Raw genomic sequence first — 15,609 nt, 5'->3', positions numbered from 1 at the left:
GAGTAAAACCCGCGTGGCATTTGCACTCAAGAATCAACAGCTTTTCATGGCTGTTGTTGTGTGGCTAGGTGCGAACCTCGGCACAGTCTCGGCAACTGGCTCTATTTGGGATTTCGAAGGAGACCTCGGTGCCTCGCTGGGCAGTGGAGTGATGACTTATCGGGGCAACACATCGACGGTGACTCAGTTTGGCACACCTGCCAGTTTCGGTTTGCCATCCCTTTTCGGTAATACCGACGCAGAGCAAATCATGGCGTTCCCTGCGGCGGATTCGACTCAGGGCTACGCCGTGGCCCACAATGCGGGCGCCGCTGTGGACGAGTACACGATGATGTGGGACGTACTCTACCCTGAATCGAGCGACGTAGCTTGGCGTGCCATGATGCAAACTGTTGATACCAATGGCAATGATGCAGACTTCTTTGTTCGGAACGTTCCCTGGGGAGGCGTCGGCATCAGCAATGAATGGCACGTAGATTTCTGTAAGTGTTTACGCCGAACTGACCTAGGCAAAAAAGGCCTCACTTGCACAGATGGTGTTGTCTAACACAACCATCGCTAGCAAGGAGGCCTTCTGATGGGCAATTTTAACCAAGATCGTTTTCAACAACAGGTCAGTTTTCTGCGACGCCAGTTTCTTCAAGACGGCGACTTGCCTTTCACCGATGTTCTTTCCGAGCAGATTGTTTCGCAAGCACTGACAGCGTCCAAGGTCGTTTGGAACGATAGCATCTACCCACCACTAGTAACGCTGTGGGTTTTTTTGAGCCAAGTTTTGAGTGCCGATCATTCCTGTCGGGCAGCCGTCGCGCGCTTACTTACGCATCGCCTATCCCAAGGCCAAAGTGAATGCTCGCCAGAAACTGGCGCGTACTGCCAAGCGAGAAAACGTTTGCCGGAGGAGTTTTTCTCCGATGTCGCACAAGAGACAGGGCAAGCCCTTGATCATAGTGCTCAATCGGACTGGCTTTGGAAGAACCGTCGCGTGTATTTGTTCGATGGCTCCACGGTAACGATGCCCGATACGCCTGAGAATCAGAATGCTTACCCCCAGCATGATTCGCAGAAACCGGGTCTCGGCTTTCCGCTGGCACGCATCGCCGCCATCTTTTCGCTTTCGTGTGGCGCGATCATTGACCTGGGGATCTGTCGCTACGCAGGCAAGGGGCGAGGCGAGTTGAGCGTGTTTCGCGCGCTCTGGCACTTCTTTCGCCCTGGCGACGTGGTGCTGACCGATCGCCTCTATTGCACGTGGCGAGAGCTATGCACGCTCAAGCAGCGAGGCGTCGATTCGGTCTCTGGGCTGCAGGCGATGCGAAAGGCCGACTTCCGAAAAGGAAAGCGACTGGGTAAGGAAGATCACCTTGTTCAGTGGCCCAGACCGCAGATACGCTCGCTCAGTTGGCAAGCTCAGAAACTGCTACCCGAGTTTCTCACGGTCCGTGAATGTCGTATTCATATCAAGCAAGCTGGCTTTCGCAGCAAGACGATCGTTGTCGTAACGACGCTACTCGATGCCAAGGAGTTTACCAAAGAAGACATCGGGGAGCTTTATCGAGCACGCTGGAATGTGGAACTTGATCTGCGCTCGGTGAAACAGACCTTGCAGATGGACGTTTTGCGCTGCAAGACGCCCGAATTGGTCCGCAAGGAAATCTGGACACACGTCCTCGCCTACAATCTCATTCGCACGATCATGGCTCAAGCAGCAAGTAAGCATGGCATTCAGCCGCGCACGGTTAGCTTCAAAGGAGCTCTGCAATTCCTTGAAGAGTTTCAACGGCTGATTGATTACCAAGCGTGTCGAGGGGGTGCTCACCGAATGGTCCTTTATCAACAGTTGCTGGATTGCGTCGCCAGCCATCGTGTTGCCGATCGACCCGACCGATTCGAGCCACGCCTATTAAAACGAAGGCCCAAGCACTTTGCGTTTCTAAGAAAACCACGTCACGTGATCAAAAGCGAAATGGTGAAAGGAGTTAGGTAAATCTACGTGCCATTCGCATCAGCAATCAATATCACGGAGCGATTAAGCCGGGAGAGTGGAATCGCATTGCGCTCACGAGAGATGCTGGAGGCACGTGGAACAAGTATATCAACGGCGGCTACGTCGGCGAACAAGATGCCAGCAGTACTGGCTTCTCACTAGATCCCAGCTATCTGTTGTTTACTGACAATAACAGTGAAACCCAGCCAGGTTACTTGAGCAGCTTTCGTTTTGAAGATTATGCGATGACCGCCAACGATATCTTTCAGCTTGGCGGTACGCATGCGGCGGGTCTTGCAACGTCGGGGCAGACGTTGCAAGACCCGCGTTACGTAGAGCCCGGTTCATACACCATTGCTGTCTTGGGTGATACGCAAAACTCCAGCCAGTCACACCCCAACATATTCGACATGCAGACGCAGTGGCTGGTCGACAACAAGTGTTCGCAGAACATTCAGTTTGTGTTGCATGTAGGCGATGTCGTGAACATCGACAACACTAGCCAATGGGACGTTGCAGCCACTTCCATGAATACCCTCGATGGGGAACTGAACTACGCCATCGCGCCAGGCAACCACGATTGCTCTAGCAATAGAGCGCTTACCCAATTCAATCAGACAGACCGGTTCGGTCCCAGCTCAGCCTACGGCGGACAATCGACTCTCTCAGGCTACTATCCCGCCGAACCAAATAGCCGCACCAACACGTATCACACTTTCCAAGCCAACGGACAAGACTTTCTGGTGCTTGCATTGGAGTTCGGCCCACGCGACGACGTGGTAAACTGGGCGGAATCGATTGCAGACTCGCTTCCCAACCATCGTGCGATACTACTGACACACGCTTATATGTATGATGGTGGGCAATGGTTCGACGACACCGTAGATCCCAACGACCTTCAAGGGCGCACCTTCGATCAGATTCGCGACTCCGAAGTAAACCACACTGAGTCGATTTACAACCCCAGGAGATACAGCTGGGCTTCCGACGGAAACGACGGCAAAGACCTCTGGGACAAGCTGGTTAAGGAACGGGAAAATCTATCACTTGTGATTACCGGACATCAGTTCGACGAGCTCGATGGTTACCCCTATCTCTTAACTCAAAATAATGAGGGTAAAGACGTCTATCAAGTGCTTGTCAACCAACAGAATCGAACCAACGGTGGTGATGGCTGGATTCGACTCCTTGAGTTTTCTCCGGACGGCGAGACCGTGACTGTGAAAAGCTACTCTCCCTATCTTGAAGAGTGGAGCTACGCATCGGACGAATTCTTCACCATCCAACTTGCACCAATTATGGAGCCCCTTCCTGGCGACTTTGACGAAGATGGCGATGTCGATGGCGAAGATTTCCTCCTCTGGCAACGTGGCGGGGCACCCAACCAGCAAAGCTCCGAAGACTTTGTCGCTTGGAAATCGAACTATGGGACCGCAGCGTCCCAAATATCAACCATTCCCGAGGCTTCGTCGCTCTTCTTGCTCACTAGTTCCGCGTTTATACTGGGATTTTGGTCCAGACCAAGGCGCAGCATTTAATGAAGTATTTTTTGACTTACTTAAGAGCGATTTTAATCGCTTACCTCGCACTGTGGGGTGGCGAGCTGCAGGCGATCAACATCCTGTTCTATGGCAATAGCTTTACGAACGGTCTCGGCAGCACAGAGAGTGTGCCGAATCTAGTGCGAGATATTGCCACCGCGGCGGGGCATACAACTCCAACCGTGGTTAACGCCGCCAACAACGGCTCCAGCTTCACGTGGCATCTCGCCAACAACGCTGGAGTCATTAGCAGTGGGTTGCCGATTAGCGAGCAATGGGATTTCGCCGTCTTGCAAAACTTTTCGACAACACCCACTCACTTAGGAAACGTCGCGCAACATCGGGCTGATTCGGTATCGCTGTATCAACAGATTGCCGCTCACAGCCCCAGCCACACCCCAGTGCTCTACGAAACCTGGGCCCGTGCTCCCGGGCATAATTACTATACCAGTGGAGTGCCCGACTTTCCGGGCGGTCCGTCCGAGATGCAAGCCGAACTTCGTAACGGCTATCTGCTTGCAGCCCAGGACATAGACGTGTCCACCGGCGGTCGAATCGCCCGCATAGCTGAGGTCGGCTCTCGCTGGGAGGATGCTAATTGGGACAATCTCCACTCCGATGATTTATACCATGCCCAGAACCGAGGTACTTTGCTGGCCTCTTTAGAGATCTACTCCACTATCTACCAACAACAGACCAGTGGAATCGATTTGAGCAGCGTCTTGGGGGAACTGGGACTCAGCCTCTACGAAGGCCAATTCCTCACTAGTATCACTGATGGGCTCATTCCACCCGATCCGCCTGCCCCACCAGACCAAGTAACGCTCAAATTCGACTTTGGTGAGACGGGAAGCCCTGATCCAAAGTACAACGTTGTGCCTTGGAATGCCCAGGATATCGAGAAAACCATAGATTTTGTAACTGGTGTGGAAACCGACATCAGCCTTACCATTTCCTCTACCGCCGGTTTTAACGAAGCCGGTCACAACCCAAGCGGCACGATCAGTGCTGGTTCACCAGCCAGTGATTTTTTTAATTTCAACGCGACCGCAGACAGTCTGTTTGGGCACGACTCCAACTTCAACGTTGGCGAGCCACGTTCCCTGGTTGAGTACACCCTCTCAGGCCTTGACCAGAATCAGTCGTACGACTTCACCTTTTTTGCGTCTCGACTCGGAGCGTCGGACAATCGCGAAACGCAGTACGATGTCGCCGGAGACAATCTCGGCACGACTTTCCTAAACCCAGCTGAGAACCTAAACAACATCGCCCAGCTATTGGACATCATTCCGGACCCAAACGGAGAGATCACTCTCACCATTCAGAAAGGGCCGAACAACACTAACAGTGCAGGTTTCTTTTATTTGGGAGCCATGGACATGACTTCAAGCTGGGTGCAATTAGCCGATTTCGATAGTGACTCTGATGTCGACGGCTCCGACTTCCTAATCTGGCAACGCGGGTTTGGAATCAACAACGGCGCGACATTGTCTCAAGGTGATGTCACTGATGATGGAGCTGTGGATGAGGAGGATTTGCGCCTTTGGAATTCGCAATACTGTGCAAGCTCTATTCTCCAGCCTTTGTCCTCAGATCCAGTTCACGTGGTACCAGAGCCAAAAAGCTTATATCTGCTCGCTTTTGGGCTCGGCATATTTTCACTAGGACCGTCGTGTGCAAAAAGTTTGTCACAGTACGTCACGATCTCTTATGAGGTGAGTCATCAGTAGGCTGTTCTCTCGAGCCTACGTCCTGTTCAATTAAATAGTCGCACAAAACCATCCTGTTTTGTAGTTTGCGGGCCATGATGGCTATATGGAATCTATCCCATTAATTGTCGTTTCCAAGCAAAAAGAGTGGACAGCACTGTGATGACGGAAATTCTTCCCCGAAGCCTCACCTAGCGGTTGCGCGCTTCGAATGATTTCACCGACGCGGGATCTGAGCGTTGCTTCACAAGCTGCTCCAGGCGTCATCTCCGCATGAAACTATTTGATTCGCAAAGTGACTGAAAACCAAAACTGCCGTGCGATCAAAGCGAATTTAATTTCTCAGTGTGTTTGCACCTATTTCGCAGACAATTTCATGCTCAGACGTCGTTTCGTGCATTAGTGGCTAAAGATCTGACGGTGGGTACGCCAGTTCGCGTCGAGCCTGCGGCGGCTGCCATGGCATTTCCATGGGGGTGATGAAATCGCTCGTAAGCCAACTGTTCGACTTGCACTTCCGTGAACTTGATCGCAATTATCCCAAAGTCTCCGGTCGTGGGGGGATACTGTTACACAACCGGAGTTTAATCTAGACTGCACTTTTTACTCAACTCCGATCCGTGCTGGGTAGTGCCCCCCTTATGAAGGTTACGGTCAGGGAACGCTTGGCAGCTATCGAATCCTTGCCGGCTGGTCTTGCCATCGACGGCTGCCGAAATCGTTACCTCAGCGAGTATCGTACTCAGCCACTCGGAAAAGCATCTTGCAGTTCTGCCAAAGAAAACTTGGCCAAGGTGCGACTGAGCGTCGTGGGGTGTGGCGGGCGGCGACGCGTGAAACCAAGCGTCTTACCGATCAAATGCCAATGGGCTTTGGCCCACCGATGCAGCCCGGCAAAATCGTTGGTGCGACAGCCCAAGCCGAGCAAGGTTAGTCCCAAAATGGCGGAAAATGGATGTCGAACACCGCGCGGTTGGCGAGGATCGCTCACTTGGGACAAGGCGGCCATCAGGGATGGCAAAACGGTAGGTGCAGGCATAGCTGGCTCCTTGAGCTAAAGCCCATCGTGTCACCGAGTTCGGAATGCTCAGGTAGTATCGCAGACGCGACTTTGCAATCGTCCTGCGTCGGGACGCCGCCGAGTTGATCAGCTGACGTCGCTACGCTAAGTTGGCTGAAGAGCGAGGCCACGTTTTAACTATCAATGGGACATCCCCAGAAAAAAACACGAATTCCCAAGGTCACGCAACTCGCAATACAATAGAACCTCACAGCTCGTTGACAAGCCTTCGCCGGCCGTAAAATACCGATGGTTACCCCATGCCCATCTGCAGATTGTTTTTGGTACTCTGCCTCTTTCTCGCGAATTGGTCAGCAAGCGCATCCGCCTGCCCGTTTTGTAGTGCGGTATCGCAGACGCTGAGCCAAGAAATCGCTGAAGCCGACGTGGTAGTGATCGCGCAGCTAGTCAATTTGCCGGTCGAAGCCGACCCCAACAGCGACGATCCCGCAGGACTAGACCTCGACGATCCAGACATGGGCATAGCGGAATTTGAAGTCGTCGAAGCTATCCGCGGCGACAACCCGCCAGTTGCGGGCAGCACGATCGAGGTTGTTTTTTTTGGGAGCAACGAACAGAAGAAGAGTTTTTTGATCAGCGGCATCGCAGGTAGTCAGATTGATTGGACGACTTCGTTGCCGCTGACTAATCGAGGCATCGAGTACGTGAGGCAATTAGGCAGTTTGCCAGAAAAAGGAGCTGAGCGGCTAGCCTTTTTTCTTAACCACTTAGAAGACGAGGATCCACTACTGGCCCAAGACGCCTACGACGAGTTTGGCCGGGCGCCATATGCGGACGTCGTAGAAGTTGGCGATCAGATGAATCGCCAGAAGCTCATCCGTTGGATCGAGGACTGTCAGGTCGGCCCTACGCGGCGACGACTCTATCTCACGATGCTTGGTACCTGTGGACAGGCAGAGGACATTGCAATTTTAGAATCGTTGCTGCTGTACGACGATCAGCAATTCAAGCCAGGCATCGCTGTCAGTTTGGCGATGATGTCCAATACGGGGCCAGCGTTCGGCGCGTCGGTTCTCAACGAGATGGTCAAGGCAGATGTGAGCCGCAAGCAACAATGCCTCGACGCACTAATCGCCGCCTACCTGAAACTCCGTGGACCTGACGGCTTGCAGCTCATTGAAGAGCGGTTTCTTACCAACCCAGCTGCCGAATACGCGCATGTTTATGCGGCGATGATGGCGCTACGATTTCATGGCGAAGAAACCGACTCGCTCCCTCGTCAGCGATTGTTACAGTCGATTCGACTACTGTTGGACAACGAGGAAATCGCTGACCAGGTGATTCGCGACTTGGCACGCTGGGAGGACTGGAGTGTCATGGATAAACTAGTTGAAATGTTTAAGGCCTCGGAGGAGGATGCCTGGGTTAGACAGCCGGTAATTTCGTACCTGCTGGCAGCCACAGAACAACACAACGAGATCAGCGAGCGAGCATCTGCCGCGCTGGCCGACTTGGAGCAACTAGACCCTCAGGCGGTGAAACGAGCACGTAGCTATATGGCGTTTGGCCTGCTGGCCAGAGTCAGCGGCAAAAAGAGGACCGAGAAATCCGCAAGCACCGAAGTTGAACCCGTGAAAGATCTCGACAAGCAGGACAGAACTGGTGCGGCCGATGTTGCTACGGCCAGTAAACCGCTCGTTGAAGATGCCCAACCGGTAGCCCCCCAACCGACGGCTGCCGAGCAATCTTCGTTAACGCCTCAGCCAGGAATCAGCCGACTCTTGATAATCGGTGGGCCTCTGATTACTGGCGTTTTTCTATTTGGCATATTTGCTCTTCTGCTTCGCGGTGCCAACGTTCGATCTTCGCAAAATGACTCCTAATCGAAGAAACGGGCGTTGTGAACGACACCGATTTTGTACTGCTGGCAGGACCCGCCGCCACGTTCTCGGGCGACCGCTTCGTCGGCCGTGGTGCTGTGCCAACGGTGGCCATCGGCGAATCGTTAACTATCGGCCTGGGCATTGACGAATCGCTTCGCGTGACCCGTGAGTTGGTCAAGAAGCATCACCGCATGCAAGGTGGCAATCAGGTAGCGCAGTTCGATTACCGTTTGTTGCTAGAGAACTTTGGCGACACCGCGGCAGCTGTTCGTTTGTACGATCGTCTCCCTCCGGCCGAAGATGCGGAGATCAAAGTCTCGTTACTGAAATCGAATCCCGAGCCCGTCAAGGGAGACGCCAAGGAGCGTAAGCAAGGCATCTTGCGATGGCAGGGCAATCGCATCTAATTACGCTTGAATACTCGTGAGAATGGCTTGCAGTGTTTGGTTATTCCAACCTGCGCGGAGTCGTTTACCGCGCAGGCTTTCTTTGAGCGTAGTGTCTCGCTTGAGAATGGAGAGCGCCAAGCGACGCATTCCGGCAGCGATTTCTTGGCCGTTGCCTTTCCGAAGACGGCTTTGATCTTCTGAAAAAGTTACATCCAGCGACCAATGCAGTGAGTTCTCCACGCTCCAATGGTTACGAACATGTCCTGCTAGGGACCTGACCTTGGGGGGCAGGCTGCTGATGAAAAAGGAAGTCTCTTCGCTCAGCTTCTCTCCCGATTTACGATAGCGAAAAACCATGCCAACCGAGCGAAGGTCACGCCACTGCTCAGACAGTTTTGGGGGCGCGGGAGCGACGTAATACTCGCGACGCTCATCGCGGCCGTGATTCTTCTCCACCGTGACATGCCGACGCACGCCACGATAATCCTGATCGCCGTAGTCAATGAACAACTGGAGCAGTTGCTCATGCATCTTTTTTTGATTGCCTTTCACTTGCAAAACGTAATCAGCACCCGCTAGGCGAATCTTCTCAGCAGTTTGCTTCTGGCAATGCATCGCGTCGAGCGTGACGACTGCCCCTTCGATGGCCAGTATCTCCAAAAGCCGTGGTACGGCAGTGATTTCATTGGACTTTTGCTCCGTCGCGAGTTGTCCGAGCGAGAGATGAAGATCACTGGCCCACGCGTTGACCAGGTGCAAGGCTCCTGTGCCGGACGCTTGGTCGAAAGACCGGCGAAGTGTCATGCCGTCGATAGCCACGGTCTGGCCTTGCAGATCGAGTTGCAGGCTGGCAACCCAGTTCGCTAGGCAGTGGTAGAATTCTTTGGTGTCCAGCAGCGAGAATACGCGACCCAACGTGTCGTGCGAGGGAATGCCATGCTCCAGAGGCAACCAGGTGCGGAACCAGTCGATCTTCTCGTTGCCAAATCGCTCGACATCGGCCCACGAGTCGGCTCCACAGATTGCGCCGCACAAGGCGATAGCCACGATGTCGCTGAGCCGATGTCGCTTGGTCCGTTCCATGCGAGGATCGGTAAGTTCCTCGAAGTGTGTAAGAATGACAGGGGATTTTGTAATCGCCATACGTCGACCTCCGTGCTAGAAATGCTATCGGCGGTTAGATTCTGACCCAACCGCTGAAATGACTTCTACGCAGAGATCGATGTATTCCGTCATTTAGATGCGATTGCCCTGTTCTGCCAGGGGCTACCTGGCGCGACATACAGTGTCTCTACCTCCAGCTTTGCAAGCCACTCCTGTACTCACTTCGCGATGAACTCAGGACCATTGTCGCTACGGATGTGGTTCGGCACACCACGTATCGCGAACAGCTCGGCCAGCGTGTCGAGGACATCCTCGCTAGTGATACTGCGGTCAATCTTCAAAGCGAGGCATTCTCGTGTGTACTCATCGACAATCGACAGGCACTTCAACGTGCTGCCGTTGGTCGTCCGATCAAAAATGAAATCCCAAGCCCACACGTCGTCCTGATGCTCAGAACGACGATGGCAGCAGCCATTCTAACTGACGCCCAAACGGCGTCGTTTTCGCTCTTTTTGAGGTACTTTCAAGCCCTCCTTTCGCCACAAGCGATAAACACGTTTGTGATTCACCTGCCAGCCTTCCGCTCGCAGTAGCGCCGTAATTCGGCGGTAGCCGTAACGGCAATGCTGGCCGACTAGCTCCAGCATTCGTTTGAGAAGTTGAGATTCATCATCACGCGGCTTCGCCGCGTAACGCTGGCTGCTACGCGGCTGATCGACCGTTGAACAAGCCCTGCGTTGGGAGACCTCGAACTTCTCTTGAAGTTCTGAGGCGGCCGCACGCTTCCGAGCAGGGCTTACCAGTTTCCCTCTGTCAGGTGCTTCAGCTTCTTGATGTCGAGTTGCTGTTCAGCCACGATCTCTTTCAGACGCTTGTTCTCGTCTTCAAGCTGTTTCAGTCGCTTCGCTTCTTCGGCCTTCATACCGCCGTACTGAGCACGCCAGCGGTGGTAGGTCGCTTCGCTAATCTCCAAGGCTTGCAGCACCGCTGCCACGTCTTTGCCCGTGTTGAGCATCACGTCGGCGTCGCGTAGCTTCTTGACAATCTGCTCCGGCGAATGCCGCTTCTTGCGTTTCTGGGACATCTGGAGTCTCCTGGCCAAAATTGGCAGTTAGACTCTCACACACATGGACTAGGTTTTGGGGAGCAGGCCAAGGTTTCACAAGTGGGGGCAGGTCAACACGATGGCGTGGGTTCACAAAACTCCACATTGCTCTACGAGCAACACGCGGATTTCGAAGTAAATGTGGGGTAATGTTAAGCTCTCATGACTAGTGGTACTAGTTTTGAGTGGCACACCATGCTGAGAGAGAGATGGTTTTGGAAGACCTTTCGCTACTCGTGCGGAGGCTGATAAGCAGGACAACAAATCTATTCTTCCCATTCGAGAATCAGCTTATCTTGCAATAGGTGCTCGCGAAGAACCTTATAGTCCACTTCTTGCACAGGGATGTCCGCATTGATTGCCAGAGTGGCTGCAATTCCGGCTGAGTGGCTCAACGTCATAAAAACAGGTTCCATACGAATCGAGCCGAATGCGACGTGACTCGCCGAGACGGCAAACGTCGCATAGAGATTGTCGCATTCCTCTTGCCGAGGTGTGATTGCCCCGTAACCGATTGGGTAGGGTTGCTTTACGCCGACGCCAATGCTTCCTTCGTTTACCGGTTGTTGTTTATAGATCAAGCGTCTGACTGCATGGAGATCCACATTGTAGGTTCCCAAGCCAATCGTTTGCGGGGCCACTTGCTCGCCAGTGACATGACCTTCAGTCATCACAAAGTCGCTGACCATGCGACGGGCCTCGCGAACATACAATTGGTGAGGCCAACCGGCGTTGTCGATAAACTCATCGCGACAGAGTCCAAATCGCTGCATCTCCTGACGAACTTGCGGAGGCGACTGAGCACTCGTAGCGAGAAAGTGGAAGAAGCCCCTTAAGTAATCCTCATGCTGCTTGGCAATCCGAGCGCGTTGCTGAGGATTGGCATTCGGATACTCGTCGGCGCCACCGAGGAAGTCTGTCGAGATCGCCCAGCGATTATTGAAATCGTACTTGCCGTTTTGGAGAGGGTCGTATTTCAAGAAGCTACGTAGCGTCAGTTTTCTTCCAGCAGCTTCGCGGGCGACGATCCAACGGGCTAACAACTCGTAGTGTGCAGGGTCGTATTTCTCAGGAGGTTCGATAGGCAGTCGATTCTCCGGCTGATCGGTGAGCGTTACTCGATAGTTGTAGCTCTGCACGCGATTGTCCGCGACTCCGCGTTTGCCAAGCCGCTCATCCTTCAATAGATACGGAAGTACTCCGCTTGCTGGTTGCCCAGGCTCTCGATAGGGATCCACCTTGGCTTGAAACTGACCGCCTCGCGGATTCGTTGCGGGAGGCTGCACGCCGTTGATCGTTTCGTCGTATAGTGCATTCGCCTCGCGCCCGACGGTATAGCTAACGCCGGCTGCTGCAAGCAAATCTCCTTCGTAGGTGGCATCGATAAAAATGCGAGCCCGAAAGACATTGCCGTTTTTCAAGACTATTTCATGGATGCGGTTATCTTTCTTGACGACGCTGACCAAATGCGAACCGAACCGTAAGTCTACGTTGGCTTCTGCCGCAAGTTGGTTAAAAACTTGTTCGGCAACTTTGGGCTCGAACGCGAGCGATGGCGGCTTGGCGAAGTCGACGCCTGAGCGCGTTGGATCGTCGCTTCGCGGAGGCTCTAACTCAGTCCCAGGCGCCATCTTGTAGTGCGCTCCGATACGTCGGTACACCTCCTGGGCAATGCCGCCGACGGCTCGGATGCGTTCACCAGAACTGCCAATGTCAGTCCAGCTGAGTCCGCCCGACGTCATTCCGCCTAGATGCCTACCTGGCTCGACGAGGATCACCGACTTGCCGGCGCGACCGACGCGAACGGCCGACGCCACGCCCCCGGAGGTTCCCCCGTAGACAAGAACTTCTGCCTGGTAAACCTGGGACGAGCGGGCGTTGTCGGTAACGCCGAGAAGGCTCACTGCTAGTACGATCAGTAATATACGATGGAGAAGCATGCGGCAGTTCCAACTAGAATGATTGATGTAGAGAGATAATAAATACGCCCCGTAAGCAAGTAATTCAGAAAGCGTGGGATGGATAACCGCAGGGGGGCATACTGGAGCACGACGGGCTGGCGCGAACTAAGATTTCACAACGTCACGTCAGTAGACAATTTGGATGCAACAGGCGGTTGTCACACTTTCCCCGCTGCCATGAGTTGCGAGTCTAGCTGTTTTTTGTAGGAAGCGGCTTTCTCAGCGTCTTCCTGACAAGTTGCGCCGAAATAAATCCAGCCAAGAGCTTGGCGGGTCTTGTCTGAGGTGTGATTGCCATCGGCCCAATGAATGGTCAGGCAATGGTGAGCAATCAAATCTCCGGCCTGGCAGGGGAAGCTGCGCGTATTGGTACGATCAAAGTGATTCCCGAAATCGAGCATTGCCTGCGAGAATCCTAGGGTGTTCGATTGACCGTGCCAACGCATGCCGTATTTGTGAGACCCCTGAACATAATTTACGCAGCCTTGCTCGGGTTCCACTTCCTCCAAAGCCATCCAGAGAGTTATTGCATGGTTTGGCTTGACGTGAAAGTAGAAACCGTCCTGGTGCGGCGGCGTCGGCAGACTTGCCCCGGGGGGCTTATTAAAATACTGCATATTTTGGGGCGTAGCAGCTTCGCCGAGGCAGACTTCGGCCAGCGTTTGCCACCTGCTGTCGATCATGAGCGATTTGAAAAAGGCGTCGTATTCATACAGCTCTTGCAGTTGCTTCAAAGAAGTCTTATCTGCCAAGTCTTCGTAATAGACGTGAGTCGCAGGCATTGTTGGCACAACTTCCTGAAGAACTCGCTGCATATTCTTCTGGATTGTCTCTAACTCCGCGCCTGTCGCGAAGCGAGGTATGTGAACAAACCCGTTCAGTTCGAACTCCGCTTTAATTCGCGCGGCGTGCTTTTTCAAATAGGAGCTATCAATCGACATCGCTTCAGTCTCCCTTGTGCCAGGGTAGTAATAATAGGTTCTGCCAATCACTCATTGGATGGGCACGCGGTCAATTGGTGTTGGGGGTCACCTGCAAAGAATGCAACTAAGTTCTTGACGGCTGTTTCAAGCAATCGACTGCGGGAGCTTTTAGTCGCCCAAGCGATATGAAGAGTCACAAAGCAATTCTTAGCTCTCGTTAGTGGATGTTCAGCTGGAGGGGGTTCCCGAAGCAGAACGTCAAGCCCGGCGCCGGCAATCCGCTCTGTATTGAGTGCGTGGGCAAGTGCTGTTTCATCGACCAGCCCGCCGTGTCCCGAATTGATGAGAAACGCCGTTCGTTCCATTCGTCCAATTCGTGCGGTATTGACCAACCTTTCGGTCTCTGGGGTGAGCTGGCAGTGTAAGCTGATGACGTCGCTTTCCACGAAGATCGCATCGAGGGTGACTGCCCGCACGTAGCCTGGCATTTCCTCAATGGAACGGGTGGCGACGATAATATTCATGCCGAATGCGTGCGACAGCTTGGCAACTTCTCGACCAATTTGTCCGAAGCCAACAATGTCGATCGTCAGGCCAGATAGCTCTATCAAAGGCGTATCCCAGAAGCACCAATCCTCTGCTGCGGCCCACTTGTCGTTACGAACCGCTGCGGCATGATCGCCAATCCTTTGAGTAAGATTCAAGAGATGAGCAAAAACCATTTGTGCAACGGAATCAGTGCTGTAGGTTGGCACGTTGGTTACGACGATTCCTTGCTTGGAGGCTGCCGCGACGTCGACCACATTGTATCCGGTGGCCAGTACGCCGATGTAGCGAAGTTCCGGAAGTGCGGAAATCGTCTCGCCCGATATCAAGGCCTTATTCGTGAGCACGATCTCAGCGCCTAGAGCGCGGCTGGCCACCGCATCGGGAGTCGTACGATCGTAGACGGTACAATCCCCCAGTTCTTCCAGGCGATTCCAACTCAAATCGCCGGGGTTGAGAGCATATCCATCGAGGGCGACAATCTTAGGTCGAGACATGGTTTACCGAAATAATTAAATCAATAGAGGTGATGGAAGCAATTTGTGGCTGCTAGTACTGATCCCTGTAAACTTAAATATTAACCAGGACTTCGTCCTTTGCGATGGATTGGCCTAAGCCTTCACGAAGCGTAGCAATGTCGCGCTGCATGGTTTGTTGGAAGGCGATGATGTCGCCTGCATGCAAAATCAAATTCGCCCCTCGCTGCATCCAGCGGATTTGAGCCGCGGTATGGATCTGCTGGTTGAAGCCTGCATGAATTCCCGCACTCACTCCCGCCGCGCGGGCTTTCTCGATGATTTCATCGACGGCGGCAATGAATTTCGGATGATCGTATTGCTCGGGCACTTCCAAGCTCGTGGACAAATCGTGAGGTCCGATGATGATGCCATCGACTCCATCAACCCGAAGGATTGAGTCCAAGTTCTTCATGCCAGGGACGCTCTCGATGTTCAGAATCAAGCTGTTGCCGGCATTGGCTTTCTTGAGATACTCGGCGAGCGTTCCGCCGACAGTTTCTTGTTGGTTGAGCACGGCTTGCAGTTTCTGGCCCTTGAGTGGGCGATACTTTGCAGCTCCGACCAACGCGCGAACTTGATCGGCAGACTCGATATAGGGAACGAGGACGCCTGCCGCTGCATCGTCCAAGGCAACGGTCACGAGGTAAGGGTCAGGCGAAGTGATGCGCACGATTGGAGGGATGCCCAGAGCCCGATAGGTTCTGCACATCCACGACAAGCAACTGCGATCGAGCGCGATGTGCTCGGTATCGAGGAATACGTAGTCAAGTCCGATCGACTGAATAACCTTTGGCCAGACGGGGCTTGTCGATACGATTAGCGTCCCAAACAAAGGATCGCAAGCGCGGAGAGAGCTGAGGAATTCAATGTCAGTCATTCAATTTTCGACCTTTCAATTAAAAGACATATAGTTGGGAATAAG

The 15,609-nt window shown here is 53.4% G+C and carries 14 protein-coding genes and 1 pseudogene; 6 read left to right on the top strand and 9 right to left on the bottom strand.

From position 1 onward, the window contains the following. Positions 1-13 precede the first annotated feature (13 nt). The 4 genes from HG15A2_RS10160 (at position 14) to HG15A2_RS10145 (ending at position 5,258) form a co-directional block, all read left to right on the top strand. Positions 14-547 carry a hypothetical protein gene (locus tag HG15A2_RS10160; protein ID WP_218932465.1) on the top strand — a complete coding sequence of 178 codons (534 nt, stop codon included), beginning with the start codon at positions 14-16 and terminating at the stop codon, positions 545-547. A 30-nt stretch (positions 548-577) separates the two neighbouring features. After that, on the top strand, positions 578-1,987 hold the full coding sequence (locus HG15A2_RS10155; protein WP_145060113.1) for an IS4 family transposase: 1,410 nt from the start codon (positions 578-580) through the stop codon (positions 1,985-1,987). A 176-nt stretch (positions 1,988-2,163) separates the two neighbouring features. Then, on the top strand, positions 2,164-3,525 hold the full coding sequence (locus tag HG15A2_RS10150) for a metallophosphoesterase (protein ID WP_145060111.1): 1,362 nt from the start codon (positions 2,164-2,166) through the stop codon (positions 3,523-3,525). Further along, entirely contained in the window at positions 3,525-5,258 is a 1,734-nt protein-coding gene (locus HG15A2_RS10145) for a hypothetical protein (protein ID WP_145060109.1), read from the top strand. The genes HG15A2_RS10150 and HG15A2_RS10145 overlap by 1 nt, the downstream gene beginning before the upstream one ends. 721 nt (positions 5,259-5,979) lie before the next feature. Here HG15A2_RS10145 and HG15A2_RS10140 read toward each other — a convergent pair. Then, positions 5,980-6,276: a transposase family protein gene (locus HG15A2_RS10140; protein ID WP_145060108.1), complete on the bottom strand. Its 297-nt coding sequence runs from the start codon at positions 6,274-6,276 to the stop codon at positions 5,980-5,982. Positions 6,277-6,557: 281 nt separating this feature from the next. Here HG15A2_RS10140 and HG15A2_RS10135 point away from each other — a divergent pair, with 281 nt between their 5' ends. Both HG15A2_RS10135 and HG15A2_RS10130 read left to right on the top strand, forming a co-directional pair. After that, a complete protein-coding gene (locus HG15A2_RS10135) occupies positions 6,558-8,141 on the top strand; it encodes a hypothetical protein (protein ID WP_145060106.1) in 1,584 nt (527 codons plus the stop codon). A 17-nt stretch (positions 8,142-8,158) separates the two neighbouring features. After that, entirely contained in the window at positions 8,159-8,548 is a 390-nt protein-coding gene (locus HG15A2_RS10130; protein WP_218932464.1) for a DUF4139 domain-containing protein, read from the top strand. Here HG15A2_RS10130 and HG15A2_RS10125 read toward each other — a convergent pair whose 3' ends face one another. The 8 genes and pseudogenes from HG15A2_RS10125 to HG15A2_RS10090 form a co-directional block, all read right to left on the bottom strand. Then, positions 8,549-9,673 carry an ISAs1 family transposase gene (locus tag HG15A2_RS10125; RefSeq protein WP_145060101.1) on the bottom strand — a complete coding sequence of 375 codons (1,125 nt, stop codon included), beginning with the start codon at positions 9,671-9,673 and terminating at the stop codon, positions 8,549-8,551. A gap of 110 nt (positions 9,674-9,783) precedes the next feature. Beyond that, positions 9,784-10,071 (bottom strand): annotated as a pseudogene (locus HG15A2_RS10120) (DDE-type integrase/transposase/recombinase); the annotation flags it as partial. A 39-nt stretch (positions 10,072-10,110) separates the two neighbouring features. Next, positions 10,111-10,437, bottom strand: a complete 327-nt coding sequence (locus HG15A2_RS25100; protein ID WP_391483922.1) for an IS3 family transposase — start codon at positions 10,435-10,437, stop codon at positions 10,111-10,113. Beyond that, positions 10,431-10,718, bottom strand: a complete 288-nt coding sequence (locus HG15A2_RS10110; protein ID WP_391483913.1) for a transposase — start codon at positions 10,716-10,718, stop codon at positions 10,431-10,433. Before HG15A2_RS10110 ends, HG15A2_RS25100 begins: the two co-directional genes overlap by 7 nt. A 287-nt stretch (positions 10,719-11,005) precedes the next feature. Beyond that, positions 11,006-12,679, bottom strand: coding sequence for an FAD-dependent oxidoreductase (locus HG15A2_RS10105; RefSeq protein WP_145060095.1), 1,674 nt, complete (start codon positions 12,677-12,679; stop codon positions 11,006-11,008). 179 nt (positions 12,680-12,858) lie between these two features. Further along, positions 12,859-13,641: a phytanoyl-CoA dioxygenase family protein gene (locus HG15A2_RS10100; RefSeq protein WP_145060093.1), complete on the bottom strand. Its 783-nt coding sequence runs from the start codon at positions 13,639-13,641 to the stop codon at positions 12,859-12,861. Between the two features lie 47 nt (positions 13,642-13,688). After that, positions 13,689-14,666 carry a D-2-hydroxyacid dehydrogenase gene (locus tag HG15A2_RS10095; protein ID WP_145060092.1) on the bottom strand — a complete coding sequence of 326 codons (978 nt, stop codon included), beginning with the start codon at positions 14,664-14,666 and terminating at the stop codon, positions 13,689-13,691. Positions 14,667-14,739: 73 nt separating this feature from the next. Then, positions 14,740-15,564, bottom strand: coding sequence for an HpcH/HpaI aldolase family protein (locus HG15A2_RS10090; RefSeq protein ID WP_145060091.1), 825 nt, complete (start codon positions 15,562-15,564; stop codon positions 14,740-14,742). Positions 15,565-15,609: the final 45 nt, after the last annotated feature.

This window comes from Adhaeretor mobilis (assembly GCF_007741515.1).
GTDB classification, from domain to species: Bacteria; Planctomycetota; Planctomycetia; order Pirellulales; family Lacipirellulaceae; genus Adhaeretor; species Adhaeretor mobilis.
Note: the sequence above shows the minus strand (reverse complement) of the source record. Positions and strands in the feature narration are given on the sequence as shown.

Coding starts and splice junctions, on each gene's coding strand:
- HG15A2_RS10135 (WP_145060106.1), top strand. CDS start 6,558: ATGCCCATCTGCAGATTGTTTTTGGTACTCTGCCTCTTTCTCGCGAAT.
- HG15A2_RS10100 (WP_145060093.1), bottom strand. CDS start 13,641: ATGTCGATTGATAGCTCCTATTTGAAAAAGCACGCCGCGCGAATTAAA.
- HG15A2_RS10125 (WP_145060101.1), bottom strand. CDS start 9,673: ATGGCGATTACAAAATCCCCTGTCATTCTTACACACTTCGAGGAACTT.
- HG15A2_RS10105 (WP_145060095.1), bottom strand. CDS start 12,679: ATGCTTCTCCATCGTATATTACTGATCGTACTAGCAGTGAGCCTTCTC.
- HG15A2_RS10140 (WP_145060108.1), bottom strand. CDS start 6,276: ATGCCTGCACCTACCGTTTTGCCATCCCTGATGGCCGCCTTGTCCCAA.
- HG15A2_RS10145 (WP_145060109.1), top strand. CDS start 3,525: ATGAAGTATTTTTTGACTTACTTAAGAGCGATTTTAATCGCTTACCTC.
- HG15A2_RS10090 (WP_145060091.1), bottom strand. CDS start 15,564: ATGACTGACATTGAATTCCTCAGCTCTCTCCGCGCTTGCGATCCTTTG.
- HG15A2_RS10095 (WP_145060092.1), bottom strand. CDS start 14,666: ATGTCTCGACCTAAGATTGTCGCCCTCGATGGATATGCTCTCAACCCC.
- HG15A2_RS10155 (WP_145060113.1), top strand. CDS start 578: ATGGGCAATTTTAACCAAGATCGTTTTCAACAACAGGTCAGTTTTCTG.
- HG15A2_RS10110 (WP_391483913.1), bottom strand. CDS start 10,718: ATGTCCCAGAAACGCAAGAAGCGGCATTCGCCGGAGCAGATTGTCAAG.